The organism is Micromonospora sp. HB375, from assembly GCF_017872985.1.
Lineage (GTDB): Bacteria > Actinomycetota > Actinomycetes > Mycobacteriales > Micromonosporaceae > Micromonospora > Micromonospora chalcea.
Window position 1 is genome coordinate 5,275,244 of record NZ_JAGGJO010000001.1, and the last position, 23,085, is coordinate 5,298,328.

The 23,085-nt window shown below is 73.7% G+C and carries 18 protein-coding genes and 1 pseudogene; 10 read left to right on the plus strand and 9 right to left on the minus strand.

Going from position 1 to position 23,085, the window contains the following annotated elements; all coding sequences use genetic code 11:
* Positions 1–118 precede the first annotated feature (118 nt).
* Positions 119–1,129, plus strand: coding sequence for an aldo/keto reductase (locus tag J3R08_RS23110; protein ID WP_209962736.1), 1,011 nt, complete (start codon positions 119–121; stop codon positions 1,127–1,129).
* Positions 1,130–1,157: 28 nt separating this feature from the next.
* Here J3R08_RS23110 and J3R08_RS23115 read toward each other — a convergent pair whose 3' ends face one another.
* On the minus strand, positions 1,158–1,706 hold the full coding sequence (locus tag J3R08_RS23115) for a PIN domain-containing protein (protein ID WP_043329330.1): 549 nt from the start codon (positions 1,704–1,706) through the stop codon (positions 1,158–1,160).
* An 11-nt stretch (positions 1,707–1,717) separates the two neighbouring features.
* Positions 1,718–2,188 carry a helix-turn-helix domain-containing protein gene (locus tag J3R08_RS23120; protein WP_043331068.1) on the minus strand — a complete coding sequence of 157 codons (471 nt, stop codon included), beginning with the start codon at positions 2,186–2,188 and terminating at the stop codon, positions 1,718–1,720.
* Between the two features lie 124 nt (positions 2,189–2,312).
* Here J3R08_RS23120 and J3R08_RS23125 point away from each other — a divergent pair, with 124 nt between their 5' ends.
* Positions 2,313–3,212 (plus strand): TIGR01777 family oxidoreductase, encoded by a 900-nt coding sequence (locus J3R08_RS23125; protein ID WP_209962738.1) that lies wholly within the window; start codon positions 2,313–2,315, stop codon positions 3,210–3,212.
* A gap of 28 nt (positions 3,213–3,240) precedes the next feature.
* Here J3R08_RS23125 and J3R08_RS23130 read toward each other — a convergent pair whose 3' ends face one another.
* Positions 3,241–4,476 (minus strand): PHB depolymerase family esterase, encoded by a 1,236-nt coding sequence (locus J3R08_RS23130; protein WP_043329327.1) that lies wholly within the window; start codon positions 4,474–4,476, stop codon positions 3,241–3,243.
* Positions 4,477–4,650: 174 nt separating this feature from the next.
* Here J3R08_RS23130 and J3R08_RS23135 point away from each other — a divergent pair, with 174 nt between their 5' ends.
* The 3 genes from J3R08_RS23135 to J3R08_RS23145 all read left to right on the plus strand — a co-directional run bounded on the left by J3R08_RS23135 (position 4,651) and on the right by J3R08_RS23145 (position 7,571).
* Positions 4,651–6,462, plus strand: coding sequence for a DUF2079 domain-containing protein (locus J3R08_RS23135; RefSeq protein ID WP_209962740.1), 1,812 nt, complete (start codon positions 4,651–4,653; stop codon positions 6,460–6,462).
* Positions 6,463–6,532: 70 nt separating this feature from the next.
* Complete coding sequence (gene lipB / locus J3R08_RS23140; protein ID WP_043329324.1) at positions 6,533–7,174, plus strand: lipoyl(octanoyl) transferase LipB; 642 nt, start codon at positions 6,533–6,535, stop codon at positions 7,172–7,174.
* A 4-nt stretch (positions 7,175–7,178) separates the two neighbouring features.
* On the plus strand, positions 7,179–7,571 hold the full coding sequence (locus tag J3R08_RS23145; protein ID WP_166456622.1) for a VOC family protein: 393 nt from the start codon (positions 7,179–7,181) through the stop codon (positions 7,569–7,571).
* 537 nt (positions 7,572–8,108) lie between these two features.
* Here the strand turns inward: J3R08_RS23145 and aspS are convergent.
* Positions 8,109–9,395 carry an aspartate--tRNA(Asn) ligase gene (gene aspS, locus J3R08_RS23150; RefSeq protein ID WP_209962743.1) on the minus strand — a complete coding sequence of 429 codons (1,287 nt, stop codon included), beginning with the start codon at positions 9,393–9,395 and terminating at the stop codon, positions 8,109–8,111.
* 357 nt (positions 9,396–9,752) lie between these two features.
* Here aspS and lipA point away from each other — a divergent pair, with 357 nt between their 5' ends.
* On the plus strand, positions 9,753–10,799 hold the full coding sequence (lipA, locus tag J3R08_RS23155; RefSeq protein WP_166456624.1) for a lipoyl synthase: 1,047 nt from the start codon (positions 9,753–9,755) through the stop codon (positions 10,797–10,799).
* Positions 10,800–10,859: 60 nt separating this feature from the next.
* Positions 10,860–12,500 carry a DUF423 domain-containing protein gene (locus J3R08_RS23160; RefSeq protein WP_245254795.1) on the plus strand — a complete coding sequence of 547 codons (1,641 nt, stop codon included), beginning with the start codon at positions 10,860–10,862 and terminating at the stop codon, positions 12,498–12,500.
* Here J3R08_RS23160 and J3R08_RS23165 read toward each other — a convergent pair.
* Entirely contained in the window at positions 12,482–15,403 is a 2,922-nt protein-coding gene (locus J3R08_RS23165) for an AAA family ATPase (protein ID WP_280841882.1), read from the minus strand. The genes J3R08_RS23160 and J3R08_RS23165 overlap by 19 nt on opposite strands.
* Before the next feature lie 71 nt (positions 15,404–15,474).
* Entirely contained in the window at positions 15,475–15,645 is a 171-nt protein-coding gene (locus J3R08_RS23170) for a hypothetical protein (protein ID WP_166456627.1), read from the minus strand.
* 215 nt (positions 15,646–15,860) lie between these two features.
* Here J3R08_RS23170 and J3R08_RS23175 point away from each other — a divergent pair, with 215 nt between their 5' ends.
* Positions 15,861–16,550 carry a DUF4191 domain-containing protein gene (locus tag J3R08_RS23175; RefSeq protein WP_043329318.1) on the plus strand — a complete coding sequence of 230 codons (690 nt, stop codon included), beginning with the start codon at positions 15,861–15,863 and terminating at the stop codon, positions 16,548–16,550.
* 60 nt (positions 16,551–16,610) lie between these two features.
* Here J3R08_RS23175 and J3R08_RS23180 read toward each other — a convergent pair whose 3' ends face one another.
* Entirely contained in the window at positions 16,611–17,012 is a 402-nt protein-coding gene (locus J3R08_RS23180; protein ID WP_043329315.1) for an RDD family protein, read from the minus strand.
* 183 nt (positions 17,013–17,195) lie between these two features.
* Between J3R08_RS23180 and glnA the strand changes: the two genes are divergently transcribed.
* Positions 17,196–18,620 carry a type I glutamate--ammonia ligase gene (gene glnA / locus J3R08_RS23185; protein ID WP_043329312.1) on the plus strand — a complete coding sequence of 475 codons (1,425 nt, stop codon included), beginning with the start codon at positions 17,196–17,198 and terminating at the stop codon, positions 18,618–18,620.
* 58 nt (positions 18,621–18,678) lie between these two features.
* On the opposite strand, the gene mptB (J3R08_RS23190) is transcribed toward glnA, so the two are convergent.
* A complete protein-coding gene (mptB, locus tag J3R08_RS23190; protein ID WP_209962749.1) occupies positions 18,679–20,166 on the minus strand; it encodes a polyprenol phosphomannose-dependent alpha 1,6 mannosyltransferase MptB in 1,488 nt (495 codons plus the stop codon).
* Positions 20,167–20,177: 11 nt separating this feature from the next.
* Complete coding sequence (mptB, locus tag J3R08_RS23195) at positions 20,178–21,590, minus strand: polyprenol phosphomannose-dependent alpha 1,6 mannosyltransferase MptB (RefSeq protein ID WP_245254796.1); 1,413 nt, start codon at positions 21,588–21,590, stop codon at positions 20,178–20,180.
* A gap of 36 nt (positions 21,591–21,626) precedes the next feature.
* Here mptB (J3R08_RS23195) and J3R08_RS32885 point away from each other — a divergent pair.
* Positions 21,627–22,565, plus strand: a pseudogene (locus tag J3R08_RS32885) (hypothetical protein); the annotation flags it as partial.
* Between the last annotated feature and the right edge of the window lie 520 nt (positions 22,566–23,085).

A 23,085-nucleotide genomic window follows, 5' to 3' on the forward strand; every position in this document is an offset into this window, starting at 1 on the left:
GCGTTAAGAAGGGGCCCTTCCTTACGGTCTGGGCGGCAGGAGCCGTCGACGCGCTCCTGCCCCGGCTGGCCGGAAAAGCGCTGGACTTCGAGCACACTCGAAAGTGAACACTGGGCGCATGACGACGACACGACGGCTGGGCCGCAGCGGCATCGAGGTCAGCGCGATCGGCATGGGCTGCTGGGCGATCGGGGGTCCGCTCTGGGACGGCACGCAGCCGCTGGGCTGGGGCGAGGTGGACGACGACGAGTCGGTGCGTACCGTCCACCGGGCCCTGGAGCTGGGCGCGACGCTGTTCGACACGTCCAGCAACTACGGCGCGGGGCACAGCGAGCGGGTGTTGGGGCGCGCGCTCGCCGGCCGCCGGGACCGGGCCGTCATCGCCACCAAGTTCGGCTACCCCACGGACGAGGAGACCCGGCAGGCCCTCGGCGAGGAGGCCACCCCCGAGTACGCGCGGAGCAGCCTGGAGGGCTCGCTGCGCCGCCTCGGCACCGACCACGTCGACCTCTACCAGCTCCACCTGGGCGGCCTGCCGGTGCCGCGGGCGCTGGACCTCGTCGGCACGCTGGAGGACCTGGTCGCGGAGGGGAAGATCCGGGCGTACGGCTGGAGCACCGACGACCCCGCCTCGGCGCGCGCCTTCGCCGAGGCCGGACCGCACTGCGCCGCCATCCAGCACGACCAGTCGGTGCTGCGGGACAACGCCGGGATGCTCGCGGTGTGCGCGGAGTTCGACCTGGCCAGCCTCAACCGGGGGCCGCTGGCGATGGGTCTGCTCACCGCGAAGTACCAGGACGCGCCGGCCGCCCGGGGCGACGACGACGTGCGTGGCGTGGCGCCGGAGTGGCTGCCCTGGTTCACCGGTGGCGTGCCGCGCGCCGAGTGGTCCGAGCGGGTGGCCCGGGTCCGCGAGGCGCTGACCGCCGACGGCCGCACGCTCGCCCAGGGCGCGCTGGGCTGGCTGCTCGCCCGCAGCCCGCAGACGCTGCCCATCCCCGGCTGCCGGACCGTGGCGCAGGCCGGGGAGAACCTCGGCACGCTGGCGTACGGGCCGCTGCCGCAGGAGGCGTACGCGGAGGTGGAGCGCCTGCTCGCCGACCTGCGTACCGCCCCGGCTGACGCCTGACGGTCAAGGGTCTCGCCGCGGGGGCGCCTCAGAGGTGTCGGCGGACCTCCGCGGCGAACCTGGGCAGGCCGGTGCGTCCCAGCAGTACGAGCAGACCCGGTACGGTCGTCGGCTCCCTGCGGTAGGCGGCCGCCTGGCGGTGCAGGACGTCCAGTGTCTGCCCCGGGTAGAGGTCCAGCTGGTCGAGCAGGAAGTCGTCCGGGTGCATCGCCACGATGTCGAAGGACTTGAGCGACGCCTCGGGAAAATCACCGACGTTGAACGTGACCAGCACTTCCGCGTTCGCCCGGACGGCGGCAGCCAGCACGTGCCGGTCCTTGGGATCGTTGGACATGCCGTCGATGAGCGACTCGTACCCGCTGACCATGGCGTCCGGGAACGCCTCGGACATCTGGCCGATCCGGCGGTCGACCCGCTCCTCCGCGATGCCTCGTGCGATCAGGTTGCGTCGCAGCTCGTCAAGGACGTCCCTGGACCAGAGGGGCCGGTAGGCGGCGACCTCGGCCAGCCGCAGCAGGGTGTCGCAGAGATGCGCCGGGTAGAGGACGCAGGTGTCGAGAAAAGCCGGGAACGCCACTCAGGTCACGCTCATCTCGTCCTGCGCGGTGTGGCCGTCGCGTCGTACAGGCCGTCTTCCTCGGCTTCGGCGGTCATCCGGTCGAGCGTCCGGCGGCGTGCCTGCCGGGTCCGCTCCTGGTAGTCGAGAACGTCCCGGAGCATGACTCGCCGGTGACGGCCGCGCATCGTGTGCGGCATCTCGCCCTCGGACAGCAACCGGACCAGCGTGGGCCGGGAGATGTTGAGCAGGTCTGCCGCCTCCTGGGTCGTCAGCATCGTGTTGTGCGGTGCGATGGAGATCGCAAGCCCTTCGGACAGTGCCGTCACCACGTCCCGCAGCACTCCGTACAACTCGTCGGGGATCTCGATCTCGGACCCGTCCGGCCCGACCAGCCTGGCCCGCGCACGACCGCTGGCGCTCCGCAGTTCGTGCACGAACCGGGCCAGCTCAGCCGGGTCGTCCGGAGGAAGGACGGTACGTTCACGCAGCGCGCTGCTCATGACCACAAGGGTATCGCTATTCGAAAAAAACGCAACGCGTTCAGCGCGCGTGACGGGTGGGCGTGACGAGTGAGTGATTTCGCTCCACGCATCCGAATAGCGCCGCGTACTCGAAGATGTGAGCATGCGGATCCTCATGGCCGGCGTGTCCGGCTTCCTCGGCACCCGACTGGTCGACTGCCTCACCGCGGACGGCCACCAGGTCACCCGCCTGGTCCGCCGCCCACCACGCACACCCACCGAGCGCCAGTGGAACCCGTCCGCCGCGCAACTGGACCCGCAGTGCGTCGCCGAGGCGGACGCGGTGGTGAACCTGGCCGGGGCCGGGGTGGGCGACAAGCGCTGGAACGACGAGTACCGGAAGCTGATCCGGACCAGCCGCGTGGACAGCACCACCACGCTCGCCATCACGATCGCCGGTCTGCCCACCGCGGACCGGCCCGTGGTGCTGCTGAACTCCTCGGCGGTCGGCTGGTACGGCAACACCGGTGACCGCGCGGTCACCGAGGAGGCGCCGGCCGGTGAGGGGTTCCTCGCCGACGTCTGCCGGGTGTGGGAGGCCGCGACCCGGCCGGCCGAGGACGCGGGCGTACGGGTGGTGCGGCTGCGTACCGGACTGCCCCTGCACCGCGACGGCGGCCTGCTCAAGCCGCAGCTGCTGCCGTTCCGGCTCGGCGTCGGCGGCAAGCTGGGCAACGGGCGGCAGTGGCTGCCGTGGATCTCGATGCGGGACTGGCTGAACGCGGCGAAGTTCCTGCTCGACCGCGACGACGTGGCGGGCCCGGTCAACGTGGTCGGCCCGGCGCCGGTCACCAACGCCGAGTTCACCCGGGAACTTGCCCGTCAGCTGCACCGCCCCGCGATCATGCCGATCCCGGCGGTGGCGCTGAAGGTGGTGCTCGGCGGCTTCTCGCAGGAGGCGCTCACCAGCACCCGGGTGCTGCCGGGCGTACTCGACAAGTCCGGCTTTCCCTGGACGCATCCGGACCTGCCGGGCGCGCTGCGCGCCGCCCTCACGGAGTGAGCCCGCGAGGGCGGCGCGGCGTGGCCGTTCAGCAGCCGATCACCCAGTACGCGGGCCCGGTCTGCTTGAGCGTGCTCGTGTAGAAGGTGTTGTAGAGGCCCATCCGCTGCCCGCTGCCCAGCGCGTAGGCGTACCCGCCGGACTGGTAGGCCCGCCCGGCCACCACGTGCGCGTAGTTGCTGGCGGTGACGCAGACCGGCGCGCCGGTCGGCGATGGCGTGGGCGAGGGCGACGCGGTGGGCGTGGGTGACGCGGTCGCCGTCGGGGTCGGGCTCGGCGAGGCGCCGCCACCGCCGAGCCCGAAGAAGAGCGCGTCCCGGTACGTCGAACAGATGGTGTCCAGGAAGTACGCCCCGGCGGTGCCGCACTGGTCCGCCCCCGTACCCGGGTCGACGGGGGTGCCGTGGCCCATGCCGGAGACCCGGTAGAGGCGGACCTGGTCGTTGCCGTAGACCTCCAGGCTCGTGCCGGACGGCAGCGTGGACGTGCTGGTCGGGGTGGTCGACAGGCCCAGCACGTTCGTCCACTGGTCCCGCGACTCGGCGGCGTTCGCGGTCGCCACAGTGGTGTCGCTGGTGCCGTGCCAGATCGCCACCCGGGGCCGCTTGCCGGTGTAGCCGGCGTACGCGCCGCGGACCAGGTCGCCCCACTGGGCTGGGGTCTTGTCCACACCCGGATTCATGCAGCTGAACGCGGTGACGGTGCTGGTGGCGCAGCGGTACGGGATGCCGGCGATGATCGAGCCGCCGGCGAAGACGTCCGGGTAGGCGGCGAGCATGGCCGCGCTCATCGCGCCGCCGGCGGAGAGGCCGCTGACGTACACGCGGGCGCCGTCGGTGCCGTAGGTGGTCCTGGCGTAGTCGACCATCTGCTTGATCGACAGCGCCTCGCCCTGGCCGCGCGCGGTGTCACCGGTCTCGAACCAGTTGAAGCAGGAGTTGGCGTTGTTGCCGCTGGGCTGCTGCGGCGCGATGAGCGTGAACTTCCACTGGTCGGCGTACTTCTGCCAGCCGGAGTTGGCGACGTAGGTCGAGGCGTTCTGCACGCACCCGTGCAGCAGCACCACGGCGGGCGCGCCGGCCGGCAGGCCGTCCGGGCGGTACGCGTACATGGTCAGGTTTCCGGGGTTGGAGCCGAAGCCGGTGACCTGGGTGAGCGAGGCGGCCTGGGCGGGGAGGGCGGCGACCAGCGCGGTGGCCGCGGCCAGCACGACCCCGGCCGCCGCCCCGGCGACGCGGGCGATGAGGGATGAGGAGCGGGGCACGGGAACCTCCCGATCGTGGAATGTGAACTGAGTCACCTCCGGGTTGCCGCGACGTTACGGCTGTGTTTCGTCACACCGGAATGGCCGCCGCTCACACATTCGCGACCGCCGAAGTGTGCGGGTGAGTTTCGTGTCCGGGCGGTCTGCCCAGGTCCGGTTGGTAACGTCCGCTGCGTGCCGTCCTCCCCGTTCCTGGCCACCGGGCCGTCGACGACCCGCGTCCGTGACCGGCGGGCCGACCTGCTGGTGACGCTCGCCGCCCTGGCCCTGGCCTTCTGGGTCACCAGCGGCATGTGGCGTGATCCGAACAGCCGTGCCATCACGGTCAACTCCAGCGACCAGGCGCTGTTCGAGTGGCTGCTGGCGTTCGGCGGGCACGCGCTCACCCACGGGGAGAACCCGCTCTACACCACGCTGATCAACGTCCCGGACGGGGTGAACCTCGCGGTGAACACCTCGATCACCGTGTACGCGGCGGTCTTCGCGCCGCTGACGTACCTGATCGGGCCGCCCGCGACGTTCCTGGTCATCCTCACGCTCAACCTCGCCGCCACCGCGGTGGCCTGGTACTGGCTGCTGAGCCGGTACCTGGTGCGCAGCCGGCTGGCCGCCGGCGTGGGGGCGCTGTTCATCGCCTTCTGCCCGGCGATGGTGTCGCACGCCAACGCGCACCTGAACTGGACCGCCGGCTGGCTGGTGCCGCTGCTGATCTGGGGCGTGTTCCGGCTGCGCCGCCCCGGCCGCGCGGTCACCGGCGGGATCGTGCTCGGGCTGCTGGTGGCGGCCGCGTTCTCGATCGCCGCCGAAGGGTTGTTCTTCACCGCGCTGGCGCTCGGCGTGTTCCTCGCCGTCTGGGCGCTGCACCCGGCCCGGTGGCCGGAGGTACGCGCCGCGCTGCCCCGGATGGCGGCCGGACTCGGAGTCACCGCGCTCGTCGCCGGAGTGCTGCTGGCGTACCCGCTGTGGCTGCACTTCCTCGGGCCGCAGCGGTTCCACGGCACCGGCTTCGACCCGCTGATCCATTCCGAGGACATCGCCGCGTACGGGTCGTACCCGCGCCGGTCGCTGGCCGGCTGGGCCGGGTGGGGCACCTCGCTGGCGCCCAACCCGACGGAGGAGAACTCGTTCTTCGGCGTACCGCTGCTCGTGCTCGGCCTGGCCTGCTTCGCGCTGCTGTGGTGGCGCGCGGACCGGGCGTTCCGGGCCACCCTCGCGGCGCTCGGGGTGACCGCGGTGGTCTTCGCGGTGCTGTCGTGGGGGCCGACGGTGAAGTGGAACGGCCGCCGCTTCGAGCAGACGCTGCCGTTCGGGGTGCTGGACAACCTGCCGGTGATCAACGCGGCGCTGCCGTCCCGGCTGGCCCTTGTCGTCGCGCCGGTGATCGGCCTGCTGCTGGCGTACGCGATCGACTCGCTGCTCGCCCGGCCGCCCCGGCGCCGCGCCATCGGCGTGGCCTGGGCGCTCGCGTTCGTCGCCGCGCTGCTGCCGCTGGTGCCGACGCCGCTGCTGACCAGCGTCCGCGAACCGATCCCGGCGTTCATCACCAGTGGCGCCTGGCAGCGCTACGTCCCGCCCGACGGGGTGCTGACCCCGCTGCCGCTGACCGTCGACGTGTACCCGGACGGGCAGCGCTGGCAGGCGTACGCGCTGGCCCACCGGCAGGGTGAGTTCCGCATCCCGGCCGGGTTCTTCCTCGGCCCGGGCGGTCCGGAGGGCCGGGGCCGGATCGGGCCGGTGCCGCGCACCTTCGACTCGCTGATGGACCAGGCCGGCCGGACCGGGCTGGTGCCGATCATCACCGACGGCAGCATCCGCGAGTCCCGGGCGGACCTGCGCCACTGGGGCGTGCGGGCGGTGGTGCTGCCGGACCGGGTGCACGGCGCGAAGTACGACGTCGACGAGGACGCGCTGCGGCGTACCGCCACCGCGCTGCTCGGCGAGCCGGAGCGGGTGGAGGACGTCTGGCTGTGGCGGGTGCCGGACTGACCGCCACCTCGGCCCGATGGCGACGAGGCTCACGGGTCCGGTTCCCGGGGGGCGGGACTAGGCTGGACGGGTGAGCGTGACGACTTCCGGGCTGACCGCCGTCCGCGCCGGCCTGCTCGACTACCAGGCCGCCTGGGACGAGCAGCGCCGGCTGCACGAGGCGGTGGTGGCCGGCGAGCAGGGCGACACGGTGCTGCTGCTGGAGCACCCCAGCGTCTACACCGCCGGCAAGCGCACCGAGCCGTGGGACCGCCCGATGGACGGCACCCCGGTGGTGGACGTGGACCGCGGCGGGAAGATCACCTGGCACGGTCCGGGGCAGCTCGTCGGCTACCCGATCGTCCGGCTGCCCGACCCGGTCGACGTGGTCGCGTACGTCCGCCGCACCGAGCAGCTGCTGATCGACGTGTGCGCCGAGTTCGGGCTGGCCGCCGGCCGGGTCGAGGGGCGCTCCGGCGTGTGGGTGCCGGAGGACGACAGGGGCCCGGCCCGCAAGGTGGCCGCCATCGGCATCCGGGTGGCCCGCGGCGTCACGCTGCACGGCTTCTCCGTCAACTGCGACTGCGACCTGGGCTTCTTCGACCGGATCGTGCCCTGCGGCATCCGCGACGCCGGGGTCACCTCGCTGACCGCCGAGCTGGGCCGGCCGATCACCGTCGCCGACGTGCTGCCGGTGGTCGAGCGGCACCTGCCGACGCTGACGCAGGTCTGAACCCGTGCGGCTCGACCTGGTCACGCTCGTCGTGACCGAGTACGACCCCGCGATCGCGTTCTTCACCGAGGTGCTCGGCTTCGAGCTGGCCGAGGACAAGCCCTCGCTGACGAACGACGGCCGGCCCAAGCGCTGGGTGGTCGTACGCCCGCCGGGCGGTGGGACCGGCCTGCTGCTGGCCCGCGCCGACGGTGAGCACCAGGCCGGTGCGGTGGGCGACCAGACCCACGGCCGGGTGGGTTTCTTCCTCCAGGTCGACGACTTCGAGGCGGTGTACCGCCGGATGGCCGACGCGGGGGTCGAGTTCGTCCGGCCGCCCCGCACCGAGCCGTACGGCCGGGTCGCGGTCTTCCGCGACATCGCCGGCAACCTCTGGGACCTGCTCGGCCCGGCCTGACCGCCCGGTCCGGCCGATCGGCCCGGCCCGACCGCTCGGCGGCGCGGTGGCCGACCGGTCCGGATCGCCGTCCGCCCACAACCGCCGCTCGCCCAGCCCCCACCCCGCCATCGGTCACGGTGAGTGACAACGCCGCGTCCGCGGCATGTGACCTCCCGCCGACTTTGCTCTGCAGCCAGATCCGCAACGATCACGCCCGGTCGACCGTTGCGCTCGTGGCTGCAGAGCAAAGGGCGCAGACACCCTTCCCTCCCTCCGGACGGCAGTCCGCCATAACCCCAGCTCAGCGCAATCCGCCGACGCCGAGGGCCTCTCGACCGCCCCGCAACAACCCTCACCGAGAGTGACCACTAGGCCGAGCGATCTCTCGTCACGCTCAGTGGCAGATCCGAACCGATTCCGGAGGTCGGCGGCGAGACCGCCGGCCCGATGCCGAGCCCGCGCCCGCCATCGGGGTCGGAACCGGGACCGGGACCGGCTAGGAGCGAGCCCGCCGCCGCGGACCGGCACGGAGCAAGCCGCGCGAGGGCGCAGCCGTCAGGGCGCGAGGCGGTGCAGGTCGCGCGGGAAGGCGGTCACCTCCCGGACGTTCGCCGCGCCCGTCAGCCGCGCGACGAACCGCTCCAGCCCGATCGCGAACCCGCCGTGCGGCGGCATGCCGTGCCGGAACGCGTCCACGTACCCGGCGTACGGCTCGACCGGCTCGCCGCGCGCCGCCAGCGCGGCCAGGTAGTCGGCGTGCCGGTGCAGCCGCTGCCCGCCGGTGACCAGCTCCACGCCGCGGAACAGCAGGTCGAAACCGTTCGAGTACGCGGGCCGCGCCGGGTCCGGGTGGGTGTAGAAGGGGCGCTTCGCCATCGGATAGCCGGTGACGAAGAGGAAGTCGCTGCCGTGCTCCCGGAGCGCCCACTCCCCCAGCGCCCGCTCGTGCGCCGGGGCCAGATCGGGTTCGGAAGGCGGCGCGCCGGCGATCGTCAACGCCTCGGTGAAGTGCACCGCCGGGATCTCGGCCGGCACCTCCGGCACCGTCACGCCGAGCGTGGCCAGCGCACCGTCCGCCCGGTCGGCGACTGCCGCCACCATCCCGGCCAGGGTGTCCCGCAGCACCGCCATCACGTCCCGGTGGTCGGCCACGAACCCCAGCTCGACGTCGAGCGACGTGTACTGGGCCAGGTGCCGTGCGGTGTCGTGCGGCTCGGCGCGGAACACCGGCCCGACCTCGTACACCCGCTCGAAGACGCCCACCATGAGCTGCTTGTAGAACTGCGGCGACTGGGCCAGGTAGGCGGGACGCCCGAACCAGTCCAGCGCGAACACGTTCGCCCCGCTCTCGGTGGACGAGGCGACCACCTTCGGCGTGTGCACCTCGACGAAGCCCTGCCCGTCGAGCGTGGCCCGGAAGCCGGACACGGCCGCCGCCGAGATCCGCAGCGCGGCGGATCGGCTCGGGTGCCGCAGCGCGACCGGCGCGTGGTCGAGCTGGGTGGACAGGCCGGCCGTGAGCACCGGCCGGTACAGGTCGAACGGGGGCGGGACGGCGGGCGGCCCGAGCGGACGTACCGTCGGCTCGACGACCTCGACCCCGGCGGGCGCGGCGGGGTTCGCGACCACCGTGCCGACCACCTCGACGACCGTCTCCTCGGTGAGCGCCTCGACCTGCGCGCGCACGGCGGGCGCGGTGACCACCACCTGGGCGAGCCCGCCGCCGTCGCGGAGGACCAGGAAGGCTACCGACTTGAGCAGCCGGCGGCGGTGGACCCAGCCGGCAAGGCGCACGGTGGCGCCCACATGGGCGGGGAGTTGGGGGGACAGGATGCGTTGCACGACGACTACCTCCTTGACCAATCGCAACGCGATCCCCAGGGAGATGTGGGCGAGCGGGAACCTCGCGGTGCCACCACACCTTCGCCCCCGCCGGGGCGGGAGCCTCGTTCGTCGCCTTTTCACCGGGGCCGGCCGGGCGGGCTCTACTGGGCGCACAGGCGCTGTTCTTCCCGCAGCTCGGGAGGGTCTTCACGGCCCGGCGCCAGACCGCCTCGCAGCAACCGGCGGCTCTCTCGACTGGCGGATCGGTCCGTTACTCGGCTCCGTCACAGCTCTGCCCGGCACGCTAGCACCGGGCGCCTCGCGGTGTGACCGGGATTTTTGGCCCTTCGTGTCCGGTGTCACAGCGATTCCGGGGTGACGGCGGTCGCCCGCCGTTCATCGACCGGCGCCGACCGGCGTACGCTCGGTTTTGTGACGATCGAGCAATCCGCGCCGACGACTGAGCAGCCCGCGCGCCCCGCGACGGTCGCCCCGGAGGGGCGGCGCATGCTGCGGATCGAGGCACGCAACGCCGAGACGCCGATCGAGCGCAAGCCGCCGTGGATCAAGGTCAAGGCCAAGATGGGCCCGGAGTACACCCAGTTGCGCGGGCTCGTCTCGCGCGAAGGGCTGCACACCGTGTGCCAGGAGGCCGGCTGCCCCAACATCTACGAGTGCTGGGAGGACCGGGAGGCCACCTTCCTCATCGGTGGTGACCAGTGCACCCGGCGCTGCGACTTCTGTCAGATCGACACCGGAAAGCCGGCCGAGTTCGACGCCGACGAGCCGCGGCGCGTCGCCGAGTCGGTCGCCGCGATGGGTCTGCGTTACGCGACCATCACCGGTGTCGCCCGCGACGACCTGCCCGACGGTGGTGCCTGGCTGTACGCCGAGACGGTCCGGCAGATCCACGCGCTGCAGTCCGGCTGCGGTGTCGAGCTGCTGATCCCCGACTTCAACGCCGTGCCCGAGCAGCTCGCCGAGGTGTTCGGCTCGCGGCCGGAGGTGCTGGCCCACAACGTGGAGACGGTGCCGCGCATCTTCAAGCGGATCCGCCCGGCGTTCCGCTACGAGCGTTCGCTCGACGTGATCCGCCAGGCCCGCGCCGACGGCCTGGTCACCAAGAGCAACCTCATCCTGGGCATGGGCGAGGAGCGCGCCGAGGTGTCCCAGGCGCTGCGCGACCTGCACGAGGCGGGCTGTGAGCTGATCACCATCACGCAGTACCTGCGCCCCTCCCCCCGGCACCACCCGGTCACCCGCTGGGTCAAGCCGGAGGAGTTCGTCGAGCTGCGCGAGGAGGCCGAGGAGATCGGCTTCGCGGGCGTGATGAGCGGCCCGCTGGTCCGTTCGTCGTACCGCGCGGGCCGCCTCTACCAGCAGGCGCTCGACGCCCGCCGGGAGGTCGTCGCCGCCGGCTGAGGCCGGCCGTCGACCGCGTCACCCGCCGCCGGCCACCCGCCGGATGCCATGATCACAGGCATGACCGCCGAGGTACGCGAGGAGCCACGCGAGACCGTGCGCTCCCGTACGCCCCGGCGGCTGCCGTTACCGACGCTGCTCGCCGTGCTCGTCGGGTTCGCCGCTGTGGGCTACCGGCTGGCGCTGCTGTTCGCCGACGTGCCGCCCACCAACAGCGACGAGGCGACGATGGGGCTGGCCGCCCTGCACATCGCCCGGGGCGACGGCTTCCCGGTGTGGTTCTACGGCCAGGCGTACATGGGCACGCTGGAGGCGTACCTGGCCGCGCCGCTGATCGCGCTGGCCGGACCGTCGGTGCTCGTGCTGCGGCTGCCCACGCTGGCGCTGTACGCGTTGTTCCTGCTGCTGTCCTGGCGGCTGACCCGGCGGCTCGGCGGTGACCGCTGGTACGCCCTGCTGGTCGTCGCCGTGCTGGCGCTCGGCGCGGACCGGGTGGTGAAGAACCAGCTGATCGCCGGTGGCGGTTATCCGGAGCTGAACCCGGCCGGCGCGGCGCTGGCGCTGCTCACCGTCGGGCTCTGCGTGACCGGGGCGGGCGCGCGGCTGCCCCGCTGGGCGGCCTGGGGGCTGATCGCCGGATTGCTGCTCTGGGTGGACCCGCTGATCCTGCCGTACGTGCTGACGCTCGGCGCGCTGCTCGTGGCGTGGCGGTGGCGGGAACTGGCCGGGCGGGCCGGTGTGGTGCTGTCCGGGGCGCTGCTGCTGGGTACGGCGCCGATGCTCGTGGACAGCTTCCGGCACGGCCGCAATCCGGTGGCCGCCGTGCTGGCGGCCGGTGGCACGGGCGCTGCCGCGGACTGGGCCGACCGGCTGTACGGCGGGCTGGTGCTCGGGCCGCCGCTGGCGATGGGCTTCTGCTCGCCCGGCCGGTGCGCCACCTGGCAGCTCTGGTGGGCGCTCGCGTTCCCGGTGCTGCTGGCGCTGGCCGCGTTCACCGCGTGGCACACCCTGCGACGAACCTGGGGCGGTCCACGCTCGGTGGAGCGGGTGTCGGCCGGGGTGCGGCTGGCGCTGCTCGGCGGCGCTGCCGGGGTCCTCGCCGCCTACGCGGTCAGCAACGCGGCCGGGCGGACGCCGATCGAGAGCAGCCGGTACCTGTCGTGCCTGGCGGTGGCGGTGCCCGCCCTGCTCTGGCCACTGTGGCAGGCCGTCCGCCCACTCGCCGAGGTGGAGTCGATCAAGGCGACCGGCGGGCGGGCGGCCGGGGCTAGGGCCCGGGTGGCGGGTGTCGGGGCGGTGGCGGTGCTCGCAGGTGTGCTCGGAACCGGCGCGGCGGCCACAGTGGAGGTCGTCCGGGCGGCGCCGGCCGTGCACGCCGAGGCCGACCGGCACCGCTCGCTCGTGGACACGCTCGGCGCGCTCGGCGTCCGGCACGTGCGCGGCGGCTACTGGACGTGCAACCGGCTCACCTACGCCACCGGCGAGAACGTGCTCTGCGCCGTGGTCGAGGACGACCTGCGCCCCGGATTCGACCGGCTGCCCGCGTACCGGCGGGAGGTGGCGGCCGACCCGGACGCCGCCTGGGTGGCGCTCGCCGGCTCGCCGCTGGCCGCCCGGCTGGACGCGCGTCTCGGCCCCGAACCGGGCGCACTCGACGTCGTCACCGTCGCCGGCTGGCGAATCTACCTGCCACGCCCCTGACGCAGGCCCGGTGGCGGGTCCAGCAGGCCGAGGCGGTGGGCCAGCGCGGCGGCCTCCACCCGGTTGGTCACGTCCAGCTTGGCGATGATCCGGGACACGTGCACGCTCGCCGTCTTCGGCGAGATGAACAGCCGCTCGGCGATGCGGCTGTTGCTGTGCCCCTCGGCGACCAGGCGCAGCACCTCCCGTTCCCGGCTGGTCAGCAGGTCCGGCCCGGGTCGCCCGGTGCCGCGCAGCCCGACCCGGCGGGCCAGCGTCGCCGCCTGCTCGCCCAGCGGGGTGGCGCCGAGCCGGGCGGCCACCTCGACCGTCTCCCGTACCGCGGCGGCCACGTCGTCCCGCTCGCCCGCCGCGGCGGCCGCCTCGGCCAGCCCGAGCAGCGCCCGGCCCAGCGGGTACGGCTGCCCGGCCGTCCGCCACGCCGCCACCGCCGCCCGCCACTGCGCGAGCGCCCCGGCGGGACCGGTGGGCGCGAGCCCGGCCAGGACGGCGGTGACGTGCGCCGCGTACGCCTGTTCGGCCGGATGCCGGGCGGGCAGCGCGGCGGCCCTGGTGGACACGTCGGCGGCGAGCGTCGCGTCACCGGTCAGCGCGGCGGTACGCGCCACCGCGCTGAGCACCGGCCAGCCCTCGCGCGGCAGGTCGGCCAGGTGCGGGTCGGCCAGGGCGGCGCGCGCCGCGCGTACCGCTTCCAGCTTGTCGTCGGCGGCGAGCGCGGCCTCCACGCGCAGCTCGTGCAGCGGCAGCCGGTGGTTGGGCCACAGGTAGGGGCGGCTGAGGAACGCCAGCGCCCGCCCGACGACCTCGTCGGCGGCGGGGTGGGCGCGGGCCAGGTGGAGCCCGGCGCGCAGTTGCAGCCAGTGCAGACCGGAGACGCCCGGCGGGTCGATTCGGGCCGCCTCGGCGCAGGTGGCGTCCGCCTCGTCCCAGCGGCCCAGCGCGATCAGCGCCTCGGCGCGGTTCGACAGCAGGTACGCCCCGATCGAGCGGCTGATGCCGACCCGGCGCGCCTCGGTCACCCCGGCCGCGGCCGCCTGTTCGGACTCGTCGTAGCGGCCCAGCTCGTAGAGCACGTCGGAGAGGAAGACCAGCGCGCTGACCAGGGCCCACGAGTCACCGGCGGCACGGGCCCGCGCCTCGACCCGGCGCAGCTCGGCCAGCCCGCGCTCCGGCGTGCCGTCGAGGCGGTGCAGCAGGGCGATCCGGGTGGGCAGCAGCACCAGGTCGGTGCCGACCTCGGACGCGCCGGCCGCGGCTTCGGCGGCCACCGTGGCGGCCTCGCGCGGGTCGACCTTCATCAGGTGCGACGCGATGTCGGCCAGCACGGCGAACCGTTCCGGGCCGTCGGGGGCGCCGGCCGCCAGCCGGTACGCCTCGCGCAGCTCAGCCGCGCCGTCGCTCTTGCCGAGCAGCGCGAACAGCCGGCCCCGGTGGTCGAGCAGGCGGGCGGCACGCAGCGGTTCGGCGTCGGGGTCGACCTCGGCCAGCGCGGCCCGGGTGAGCGTGAGCGCCCGGCTGAGGTCACCGGCGGTGACCGCGGCGATGAGCGTGTCCTCCAGTACCCGCAGGTGGTCCATGCCGAGCCGGTCCGCGGCGTCGGGCACCTGCTCCCACAGTTCGAGGACGCGCTCCAGCAGCCGGCTCTGCTCGGCGTACGCGTACCGTTCGGCGGCCGCCTCGGCGGCGACCCGGGCGGCGGTGAGCGCGCGCGGGTGGTCGTGCGCCGCGTACCAGTGGTGGGCGATCTCGGCCGGCGCGCGACCGGCGGCGACCAGGTGGGGTTGGGCCTCGATCGCGGCGGCGTACCGGGCGTGCAGCCGGGCGTGCTCGCCGGGCAGCAGGTCGTCGTGCACCGCCTCGCGGACCAGCGCGTGCCGGAACTCGTAGTCGCCGTCCGGGTCGGCCACCACGAGCTGACCGGCGACGGCGGCGCGCAGCGCGTCCTCCAGTTCGGCCTCGGGCAGGCCGGCCACCTCGGCGAGCAGCTGGTGGGCGAAGCGGGTGCCGCCGGCGGCGGCGATCCGCAGCACCCGCTGGGCCGGCTCGGGCAGCCGGTCGACGCGGGCCAGCAGCAGGTCGCGCAGCGTCTCCGGGATGGTGGCGCAGCCGACCGGGCCACCGGCGGCGGCCAGCTCCTCGATGAAGAACGGGTTGCCCTGGGTGCGTTCGTGCACGTCGTCCACGGTCCGGGCGAACTGCTCGACACCGAGCAGGTCGGCGAGCACGGCGGCGGTGCCGTCGCGGTCGAGGCGGCCCAGCTCGATCCGGTCCACGCCGCGGACCCGGTCCAGCTCGGCGAGGAACGGCCGCAGCGGGTGCCCGCGGTGCAGCTCGTCGGTGCGGTACGTGCAGACCACCAGCAGGCGGGTGGCGCGGGCGGCCCGCACCAGGAAGCCGATCAGGTCGCGGGTGGAGCGGTCGGCCCAGTGCAGGTCCTCGATCACCAGCACCAGCGGGCGTTCCTCGGCGATGCGCCGGAACAGGTCGGCGACCAGGTCGAACAGGTAGCCGCGCGGGGTGTCGGCGAGGGCCGGCCCGGCGGGCGCGGCGACGCCTGCGGGCATCCGGGCCAGCTCGGGCAGCAGCCGGGCGAACTCCGCCTCGTAGCCGGCGAAGGCGGCCGGCCCGTCGTGGCGCAGCACGTCGCGCAGCGCGGCCGCGAACGGGGCGAACGGCAGGCCGGCCTCGCCCAGTTCCAGGCACTGGCCGACCAGCAGCCGCGCCCCGGCGGTGTGGACGTGCGTGCCGAACTCCTCCAGCAGCCGGGTCTTGCCGACCCCGGCCTCGCCGCCGACGAGCACGGTCGTCGGGTCGCCGGACCGCGCCCGGGCCAGCGCGTCGCCGAGCACTGTCAGCTCGGGCCGGCGGCCGACGAGAACGGTGCTGGCGGCGCGTACTGTCACGCCGTCGAGCATGCCACGGCCCCCCGACGGCCCGGCCTGGCCGATCGGGGGGTGGACGGCCGCCGGCGCGGTCACCGGCGGGCGTCGGTGATGCGGGCGTGGTGCTGTCGGCGGCTCAGCCAGCCGCGCGGGTGCCGTCGGGGCAGCGACCGGGCCAGCCGGTCCTGCGCCGCGTCGGCCTGCAGTTCGGAGGCGTGGCTGCGGTGGATGCTCAGGATGAACTCCGCGTCGTTGCCGAACATGTCGGATCTCCCTGTCGTGGGTCTGTCGTCGCTGTCGAGATCCACTTTTCGCGCGAAGGTGCCCCCGGCACATGGGTACGCCGCCTGATCTTTGCCCCCGCCGCCTCCTTACCTGAGGGCCGACGAGGGGCCGCGCGGCCGTAAGGTACTCAGCCCGCTCCGGAAGAGGCGGCCACGGATCAACGTGACGTGCGCCGACCACTAGACTCTGCGGCATGGCAAAGCCCCAGGAGAAGGTCTCGTTCGGCCAGCGGCTGAAGCAGATCGGGATGGTGTTCCGGTTCACCGCCAAGCAGGACAAGTGGTTCGCGCCGCTGACGGCGGCGGCGGTGCTGATCCCGCTCGCGCTCACCGTGGTCGCGGTGATCGCCTGGGGCTGGATCTGGCTGCCGATCGGCATCCTGCTCGCCCTGCTGGCCGTGCTGATCGTGCTCAACCTGCGCTCCAACAAGGCGATGATGAACGCCGCCGAGGGGCAGCCGGGCGCGGCGGCGCAGATCATGGAGAGCATGCGCGGCGACTGGCGGGTCACCCCGGCGGTCAGCTCCACCACGCAGATGGACATGGTGCACCTGGTGGTGGGCCGCCAGGGCGTGATCCTGCTGGCCGAGGGGAACCCGCAGCGTGTGCGTGGCCTGCTCGGCCAGGAGAAGCGCCGGCTGGCGAAGGTGATCGGCACGGCGCCGCTGCACGACTACGTGATCGGGCAGGGCGAGGGTGAGCTGCCGGTCCGCAAGCTGCGGATGACGCTGATGCGGCTGCCCCGCGCCCTGTCCCCGAAGGACGTCAACGCGCTCGACAAGCGGCTCAAGGCGCTGACCGCGCGGCCGCAGATGCCCAAGGGCGCGGTCCCGAAGAACATGCGGCCGCCGCGTGGCGCGTTCCGGCAGACCCGGGGTCGCTGACCTTCGGCGTACGCGAGAAGGAGCCGGTCCCGTGCGGGGCCGGCTCCTTTCTTGTGCGGGTCAGCGGCGCGGCGCGTCGGTGACGACGGCGCCGGCTAGCCGGTCGTGCAGGCCGCGCTTGTGCTCGTCCATGAGCAGGGCCGGCACGACGAGGGCCAGCAGGAGTCCGCGCAGCAGCCCGCGGAGCAGCCCGATCCGGCCGCCGTCGGCCCAGGCGACGCAGCGCAGCCGGGTCAGGTACATGCCGGGGGTCTGGGCGAACAGGCCGATGAAGAAGCCGTACTCCAGGATCAGCACCAGGACCGGCGGCCAGCCGTCGCGGACCGGGTCGGAGAAGGCCCGGGCGACCATCAGGCACAGCACCCAGTCGATGATCAGGGCACCGAAGCGGCGGCCGAGGCTGGGCGGAGTGAAGGCGGGGTCGGCGGCGGGCGGCACCGGTGTGGCGGCGGTATCGGTCACAGCGGCCAGGGTAGCGCCGCCGCAACCCCTGACGAAAAATCCGACATTCGCCACCAGAGCGTGCCGGAGTGACGCTCCGCAAGCGACGTAACACGGCGGAAACAGACGAGACACGGCCGGGCAACCCCCCGGCCATAGCGTCGCCAGTAGTTAGCTACCGGAGTGGACCTGCCAGGAGGACGTGTGTTCGCCAATTCCGAGGAACTCCTGCGATACCTCGCCAACGAGGACGTGAAGTTCGTCGACGTACGTTTCTGTGACCTGCCCGGCGTGATGCAGCACTTCAACCTGCCGGTCGAGTCGTTCGACGACAGCGTGTTCACCGACGGCCTCGCCTTCGACGGCTCCTCGATCCGCGGGTTCCAGGCCATCCACGAGTCCGACATGCTCCTGCTGCCGGACGTCGCCACCGCCTTCATCGACCCGTTCCGCACGCAGAAGACCCTCGCGCTGAACTTCTTCATCCACGACCCGTTCACCCGCGAGGCCTACTCCCGCGACCCCCGCAACGTCGCCAAGAAGGCCGAGGCCTACCTCGCCGCCAGCGGCATCGCCGACACCGCCTACTTCGGCGCCGAAGCCGAGTTCTACATCTTCGACTCCATCCGCCACGAAACCTCCGCCCACCAGTCGTTCTACTACATCGACTCGATCGAGGGCGCCTGGAACAGCGGCCGGATCGAAGAGGGCGGCAACCGCGGCTACAAGACCGCCTACAAGGGCGGCTACTTCCCGGTGCCCCCGGTGGACCACTACGCCGACCTGCGTGACCGGATCGTGCGGCGCCTCGTCGACGGTGGCTTCACCGTCGAGCGGTCGCACCACGAGGTCGGCACCGCCGGCCAGTCGGAGATCAACTACAAGTTCTCCACGCTGCTGCACGCCGCCGACCAGCTCCAGCTGTTCAAGTACATCGTCAAGAACGAGACCTGGGCCGCCGGCAAGACCGCGACGTTCATGCCCAAGCCGCTGTTCGGTGACAACGGCTCCGGCATGCACACCCACCAGAGCCTGTGGCGCGGCGGCGAGCCGCTGTTCTACGACGAGACCGGCTACGCCGGCCTGTCCGACACCGCCCGCTGGTACATCGGCGGCCTGCTGCACCACGCCCCCTCGCTGCTGGCCTTCACCAACCCGACGGTGAACTCCTACCGTCGTCTGGTGCCCGGCTTCGAGGCGCCGGTCAACCTGGTCTACTCGCAGCGCAACCGCTCCGCCTGCACCCGCATCCCGGTCACCGGCAGCAACCCGAAGGCCAAGCGCGTCGAGTTCCGGGTGCCGGACCCGTCCAGCAACCCGTACCTGGCGTTCTCGGCGATGATGATGGCGGGCCTGGACGGCATCAAGAACAAGATCGAGCCGCCGGCGCCGATCGACAAGGACCTGTACGACCTGCCGCCGGAGGAGTGGGGCGACGTCAAGCAGGTCCCGGGCTCGCTGCCGGAGGTGCTCACCGCGCTCGAGGCCGACCACGACTACCTGCTCGACGGCGGCGTGTTCACGCCGGACCTGATCTCGACCTGGGTCGAGTGGAAGCGGGCCAACGAGGTCGACCCGGTGCGCCTGCGTCCGACCCCGCACGAGTTCGCGATGTACTTCGACTGCTGAGCACGCTCGTCAGCACCGGCCGGGCCGGCTCCGCGATGGCGGAGCCGGCCCGGCCGTTTCACGCGGCTCGGCGGCGCAGTGCCGCCCGGACTCCGGCCACCGCGACGACCACCACCAGCACCGTCATCAGCACCGCGCCGGGCGCCTTGGTGAACCGGGCCAGGTTGGTGCCGTCGGGCAGCGTGAGCAGCGAGACCGCCGCGCAGGGGGCCACGAACCAGACCTCCCGGGCCAGCGGCACCGCCGCGACCGCGAGCAGCGTCAGCGGCCAGATCGCGTACCAGGGGTGGAAGACCGGTGCGAGCAGCACGGTGGCGGCGAGCGCCAGTCCCGCGCCGAGCAGCGCCACCCGGGGCCGGGCCACTGTCAGCCGGGCCACCCGCTGCCGGCTGTCGTTGAGCCGCCGCAGCGTCGTCCACGCCCGCCACCAGAGCGCGACGAGCGTCCCGGCCAGCAACGCCAGCGCGACGGCGCGCACCACCGGGACCGCCCGGGGCCGCTGCCCGGCCAGTTCGCCGGCGTAGTCGATGACGAACCCGATCGCGGTGGGCGGTGAGGTCCACTGCTGCGAGTCGCCGCTGTGGCCGAGTCCGCCGATCCAGCCCAGCCCGAGGCCGGTGGCGAGCGAGACGACGAGCAGCGTGCCGAGCACCGACGCGGCCAGTTGCCCGCCGTCGCGCAGCAGCGCCCGCCAGGTGTAGCGGCCGAGCACGGCGGCGAGCGCCGCGAACGGCAGCGCGACGACCGCCACCGCCTTCACCGCCACGGCCAGGCCGAGCAGCACCCCGGCGACCAGCAGCGCGCGCGGTTTGCCCGGCAGGCGGACCAGCACCAGCAGGCCGAGCAGGAGCAGGCCGAGCGCGAGCGCGTCGTTGTGCGCGCCGGCCACCAGGTGTACGCCGACCAGGGGGCAGGCGAGCACCAGCCAGGCGGCCCGGCGGATGGGCACCCCGGCGGCCCGGGCCAGCCCGGGCAGGCAGAGCGCGGCCAGAAGCACCCCGGCCACCGCTATCAGCCGCAGCGCCACGACGGTCCCGATCAGGCCGCCGCCCGCGAGGACGGCGAGCCCGGCCAGCAGCACGAAGAACGGCCCGTACGGCGCCGGGGTGTCCCGCCAGATCGGCGACACCGAGTCGGTCCACGGGCAGCCGGCCGCAGCGACCCCCACCCGGTACGGGCTGAGGCCCTGCGTCCACGTCCAGCCCTGGCAGGCGTACGAGTAGACGTCGCGGCTGCCGATCGGCGGCGCGGCGAGCAGCGGCAGCGACCAGAGCCCGGCGGTCACGTACGCCCACCGGCCGGACGGCGCGCCCCACCGCAGCGACCACCAGGCGCCGACCAGCAGCAGCGTCCCGGCCAGCCAGCAGCCGAGCGTCAGCGGCCCGTTCGGGGCCGCCCAGATCGCGGCGAGCGTGCTGCGCGGGGGCGGGCCGGGCAGCGCGCCGCCGAGCCACCCGGCGACGGTGAGCAGTACCGCCCCGGCGAGACCGGCGTAGCGGGCGACGGCGGCGGCGATCGGCCGGACCGGTCCGTCGACCTCGCTCACCGGCACACTCCTCAGTCCGCGGGAACCGGCTGCCGGCCCTTGCGAGCCGACCGTACCAACCAGACGACCACGCCGATCACGAACAGCGTCATCAGCGGCGCACCGGGCATCTTGCTGTACCGGGCCAGCCCGGTTCCGTCGGCGAGCACCAGGAACGACGACACCACGGTGACGATCGAGAACCAGAGCGTGCGGTGCGCGGTGGCGGCCAGCACCGCCAGCGGCCACAGCCAGTACCAGGGGTGGAACAGCGGGGACAGCGCGACGGTGGCGGTGAGCGCCAGCGCGGCGTGCCAGAACGGCTCACCGCGACGCAACGAGCGGAACCACAGCCAGATCAGCACCCCGACCAGCACGACCATGCCGATCGCCCGGGTCACCGGCAGCGCGTCGACGTGCACCCCGAACGGCGCCAGCAGATAGCCGACGGTCTGCCCCACCGCTGTCGGCGGCGACGTCCAGGCCACCACCAGGCTGCCTTGCTCCAGCCCGCTGATGAACCCCAGCCCCAGGCCGGAGACGAGCGTCACCCCGGCCAGCGCCACGAGCGATCCGCCGACCACCCACCCGCCGTCGCGGACCAGCGACCTGATCCGGTACGCCCCGACGATGGCGGCGAGCGCGGCGAACGGCATCACGACCAGCGCGGTGACCTTGACGGCGGCTGCCAGTCCGAGCAGCGCCCCACCGGCGAGCAGCGGCCAGGGCCGCCCCGGCCGGGCCGCCACCACCGCCAGCCCGGCCACGAGCAGGCCGATCATCAGCGCGTCGTTGTGCGCGCCGGATATCAGGTGCACGGGCACCAGCGGGCTGGCCAGCGCCAGCCACAGCGCCCGCCGCGGCGGCACCCCGCAGCGGCGGGCCAGCACCGGCAGCGCCCACGCGGTGAGCGCCACCCCGGCCACGGCGAGCAGCCGGAACAGCGCGACCGCGCCGAGCAGCGACCCGGTCGCCTCCACCACCGCACCGGCGAGCAGCACGAACAGCGGCCCGTACGGCGCCGGGGTGTCCCGCCAGATGTAGGAGATGGTGTCCAGCCAGGGGCAGGGCAGCGCCGACACGCCCTGCTCGTAGGGGTTGATCCCGGCCGAGAAACTGGCGCCCTGGCAGGCGTACGCGTACACGTCCCGGCTGCCCAGCGGCGGCGCGACGAGCATCGGCAGCAGCCACAGCGCCACTGTGACCAGCGCCCAGCGCGACGACGGCACCCGGTCCCGCAAAGACCACCACGCCCACGCCAGCAGCCCGGTGCCGACCAGCCACAACCCGATGATCAGCGGCCCGTTCGGGCCCTGCCAGATGCTGACCGGGGTGGGACGCAACTCGCCGTCGGGCAGGGCGCCGCCGAGGAACGCGGCCACGGCGAGCAGCACCGAACCCGCCAGGCCGATCCAACGCGAGAGGTGGTGAGGCACGCCCGACATGCTGCCAGTACGGTGGTTCGCGATCAGGAGGTGGGCATGCGGGGCGGTCGGGTGGTGGCGGTGTCCGCCGCGTTCGCGCTCGTCCTCGCCGTGCTCCACCTCACCCTGCCGGTCACCGGCTCGGACCTGTCCGCCCAGGTCGCCCGCGCCGACTTCTTCGCCGCGCACCCGTCCGCCCTGGTCGACCTGCGCTGGTACGGCGGCGTGCACCCGTGGGGCTACAGCCTCGTCTCGCCGCCGCTGATGGCGCTGCTCGGCGTACGCGTCACCGGCGCGCTGGCCCTGCTCGCCTCCGCCGCCGCGTTCGCCGCCCTGCTGGTGCGGACCCGGGTGCCCCGACCGCTGCTCGGCAGCCTGGTCGGCGTGGTCACGATCGCCGGCAACCTGGTCTCCGGCCGGGTCACGTACGCCCTCGGCGTCGCGTTCGGCCTGGCCGCGCTGCTCGCGCTCACCGTGCCCGCCCGACGTGGAGCCGCCGTCGACGCCTCCGGTACCGGTGCCGGTGCGGCCGGTGCCGGTGCTGGTCCGGCCGGCCCCGGCCCGCCGGCCTCGCCCGTCGGCATCTGGGCGGGCCGGAGCGTCTGGGCGGCCGTCGCCGCCGTGGTCGCCGCGCTGCTCGCCTCCGCGGCCAGCCCGGTGGCCGGGCTGTTCGTCGGGCTCGCCGGCGTCGCGCTGCTGCTGAGCCGCCGGTACGCCGACGGCCTGCTGCTCGCCGTACCCGCGGCCGGACCGCTCGCCGTGACCGGGCTGCTGTTCGGCGAGGGTGGCTGGATGAACATCAGCCGCACCGACACCGTGCACGCCGTGGTGACGAGCCTGCTGGTCGCGGCGCTCGTGACGTACCGGCCGGTGCGGGTGGGCGCGCTGCTGTCCGCGGCCGGGGTGCTGGCGTCGGCGTTGCTGCCCACCCCGGTCGGGCTGAACGCCACCCGCCTGGTGGTGATGTTCGCGCTGCCGCTGCTGGCCGCCGCGGCGACGCCACCGGCGAGGTTGGGCATCCCCCGGTTGCCCCGGACCGCCGGTGCGGCCGGGCTGACCGCGCTGCTCGCTGTCGTCTGCTGGTGGCAGCCGCCGGTGGTCACCGCCGACCTGCGCAGCGCCGACGATCCGACGGCCGACCCGACGTACTTCGCGCCGTTGCGCGCGGAACTGGCCCGGCGCGGGCTCACCGGACGGGTGGAGGTGCCGCCGACCCGCAACTACTGGGAGGCGGCCCGGATGGGCGAGGTGCCACTGGCCCGGGGCTGGCTACGCCAGGCCGACATCGACCGCAATCCGCTGTTCTTCACCACGGTGCCCGGCGCGGACGGCACCGGCATTCCGCTGACCCCCGTCACCTACCGGGACTGGCTGGCCGACAACGCGGTGCAGTACGTGGCAGTGCCCGACGCCGAGTTCTCCTGGGTGGGGCGATCCGAGGCGGAGCTGGTGGAGACGGGCCTGCCGTACCTGACCGAGGTCTGGTCGGACCGGCACTGGAAGCTGTACGCGGTGG

Coding starts and splice junctions, on each gene's coding strand:
- J3R08_RS23110 (WP_209962736.1), top strand. CDS start 119: ATGACGACGACACGACGGCTGGGCCGCAGCGGCATCGAGGTCAGCGCG.
- J3R08_RS23120 (WP_043331068.1), bottom strand. CDS start 2,188: ATGAGCAGCGCGCTGCGTGAACGTACCGTCCTTCCTCCGGACGACCCG.
- J3R08_RS23125 (WP_209962738.1), top strand. CDS start 2,313: ATGCGGATCCTCATGGCCGGCGTGTCCGGCTTCCTCGGCACCCGACTG.
- J3R08_RS23160 (WP_245254795.1), top strand. CDS start 10,860: ATGACCGCCGAGGTACGCGAGGAGCCACGCGAGACCGTGCGCTCCCGT.
- J3R08_RS23170 (WP_166456627.1), bottom strand. CDS start 15,645: ATGTTCGGCAACGACGCGGAGTTCATCCTGAGCATCCACCGCAGCCAC.
- J3R08_RS23175 (WP_043329318.1), top strand. CDS start 15,861: ATGGCAAAGCCCCAGGAGAAGGTCTCGTTCGGCCAGCGGCTGAAGCAG.
- mptB (WP_245254796.1), bottom strand. CDS start 21,590: ATGTCGGGCGTGCCTCACCACCTCTCGCGTTGGATCGGCCTGGCGGGT.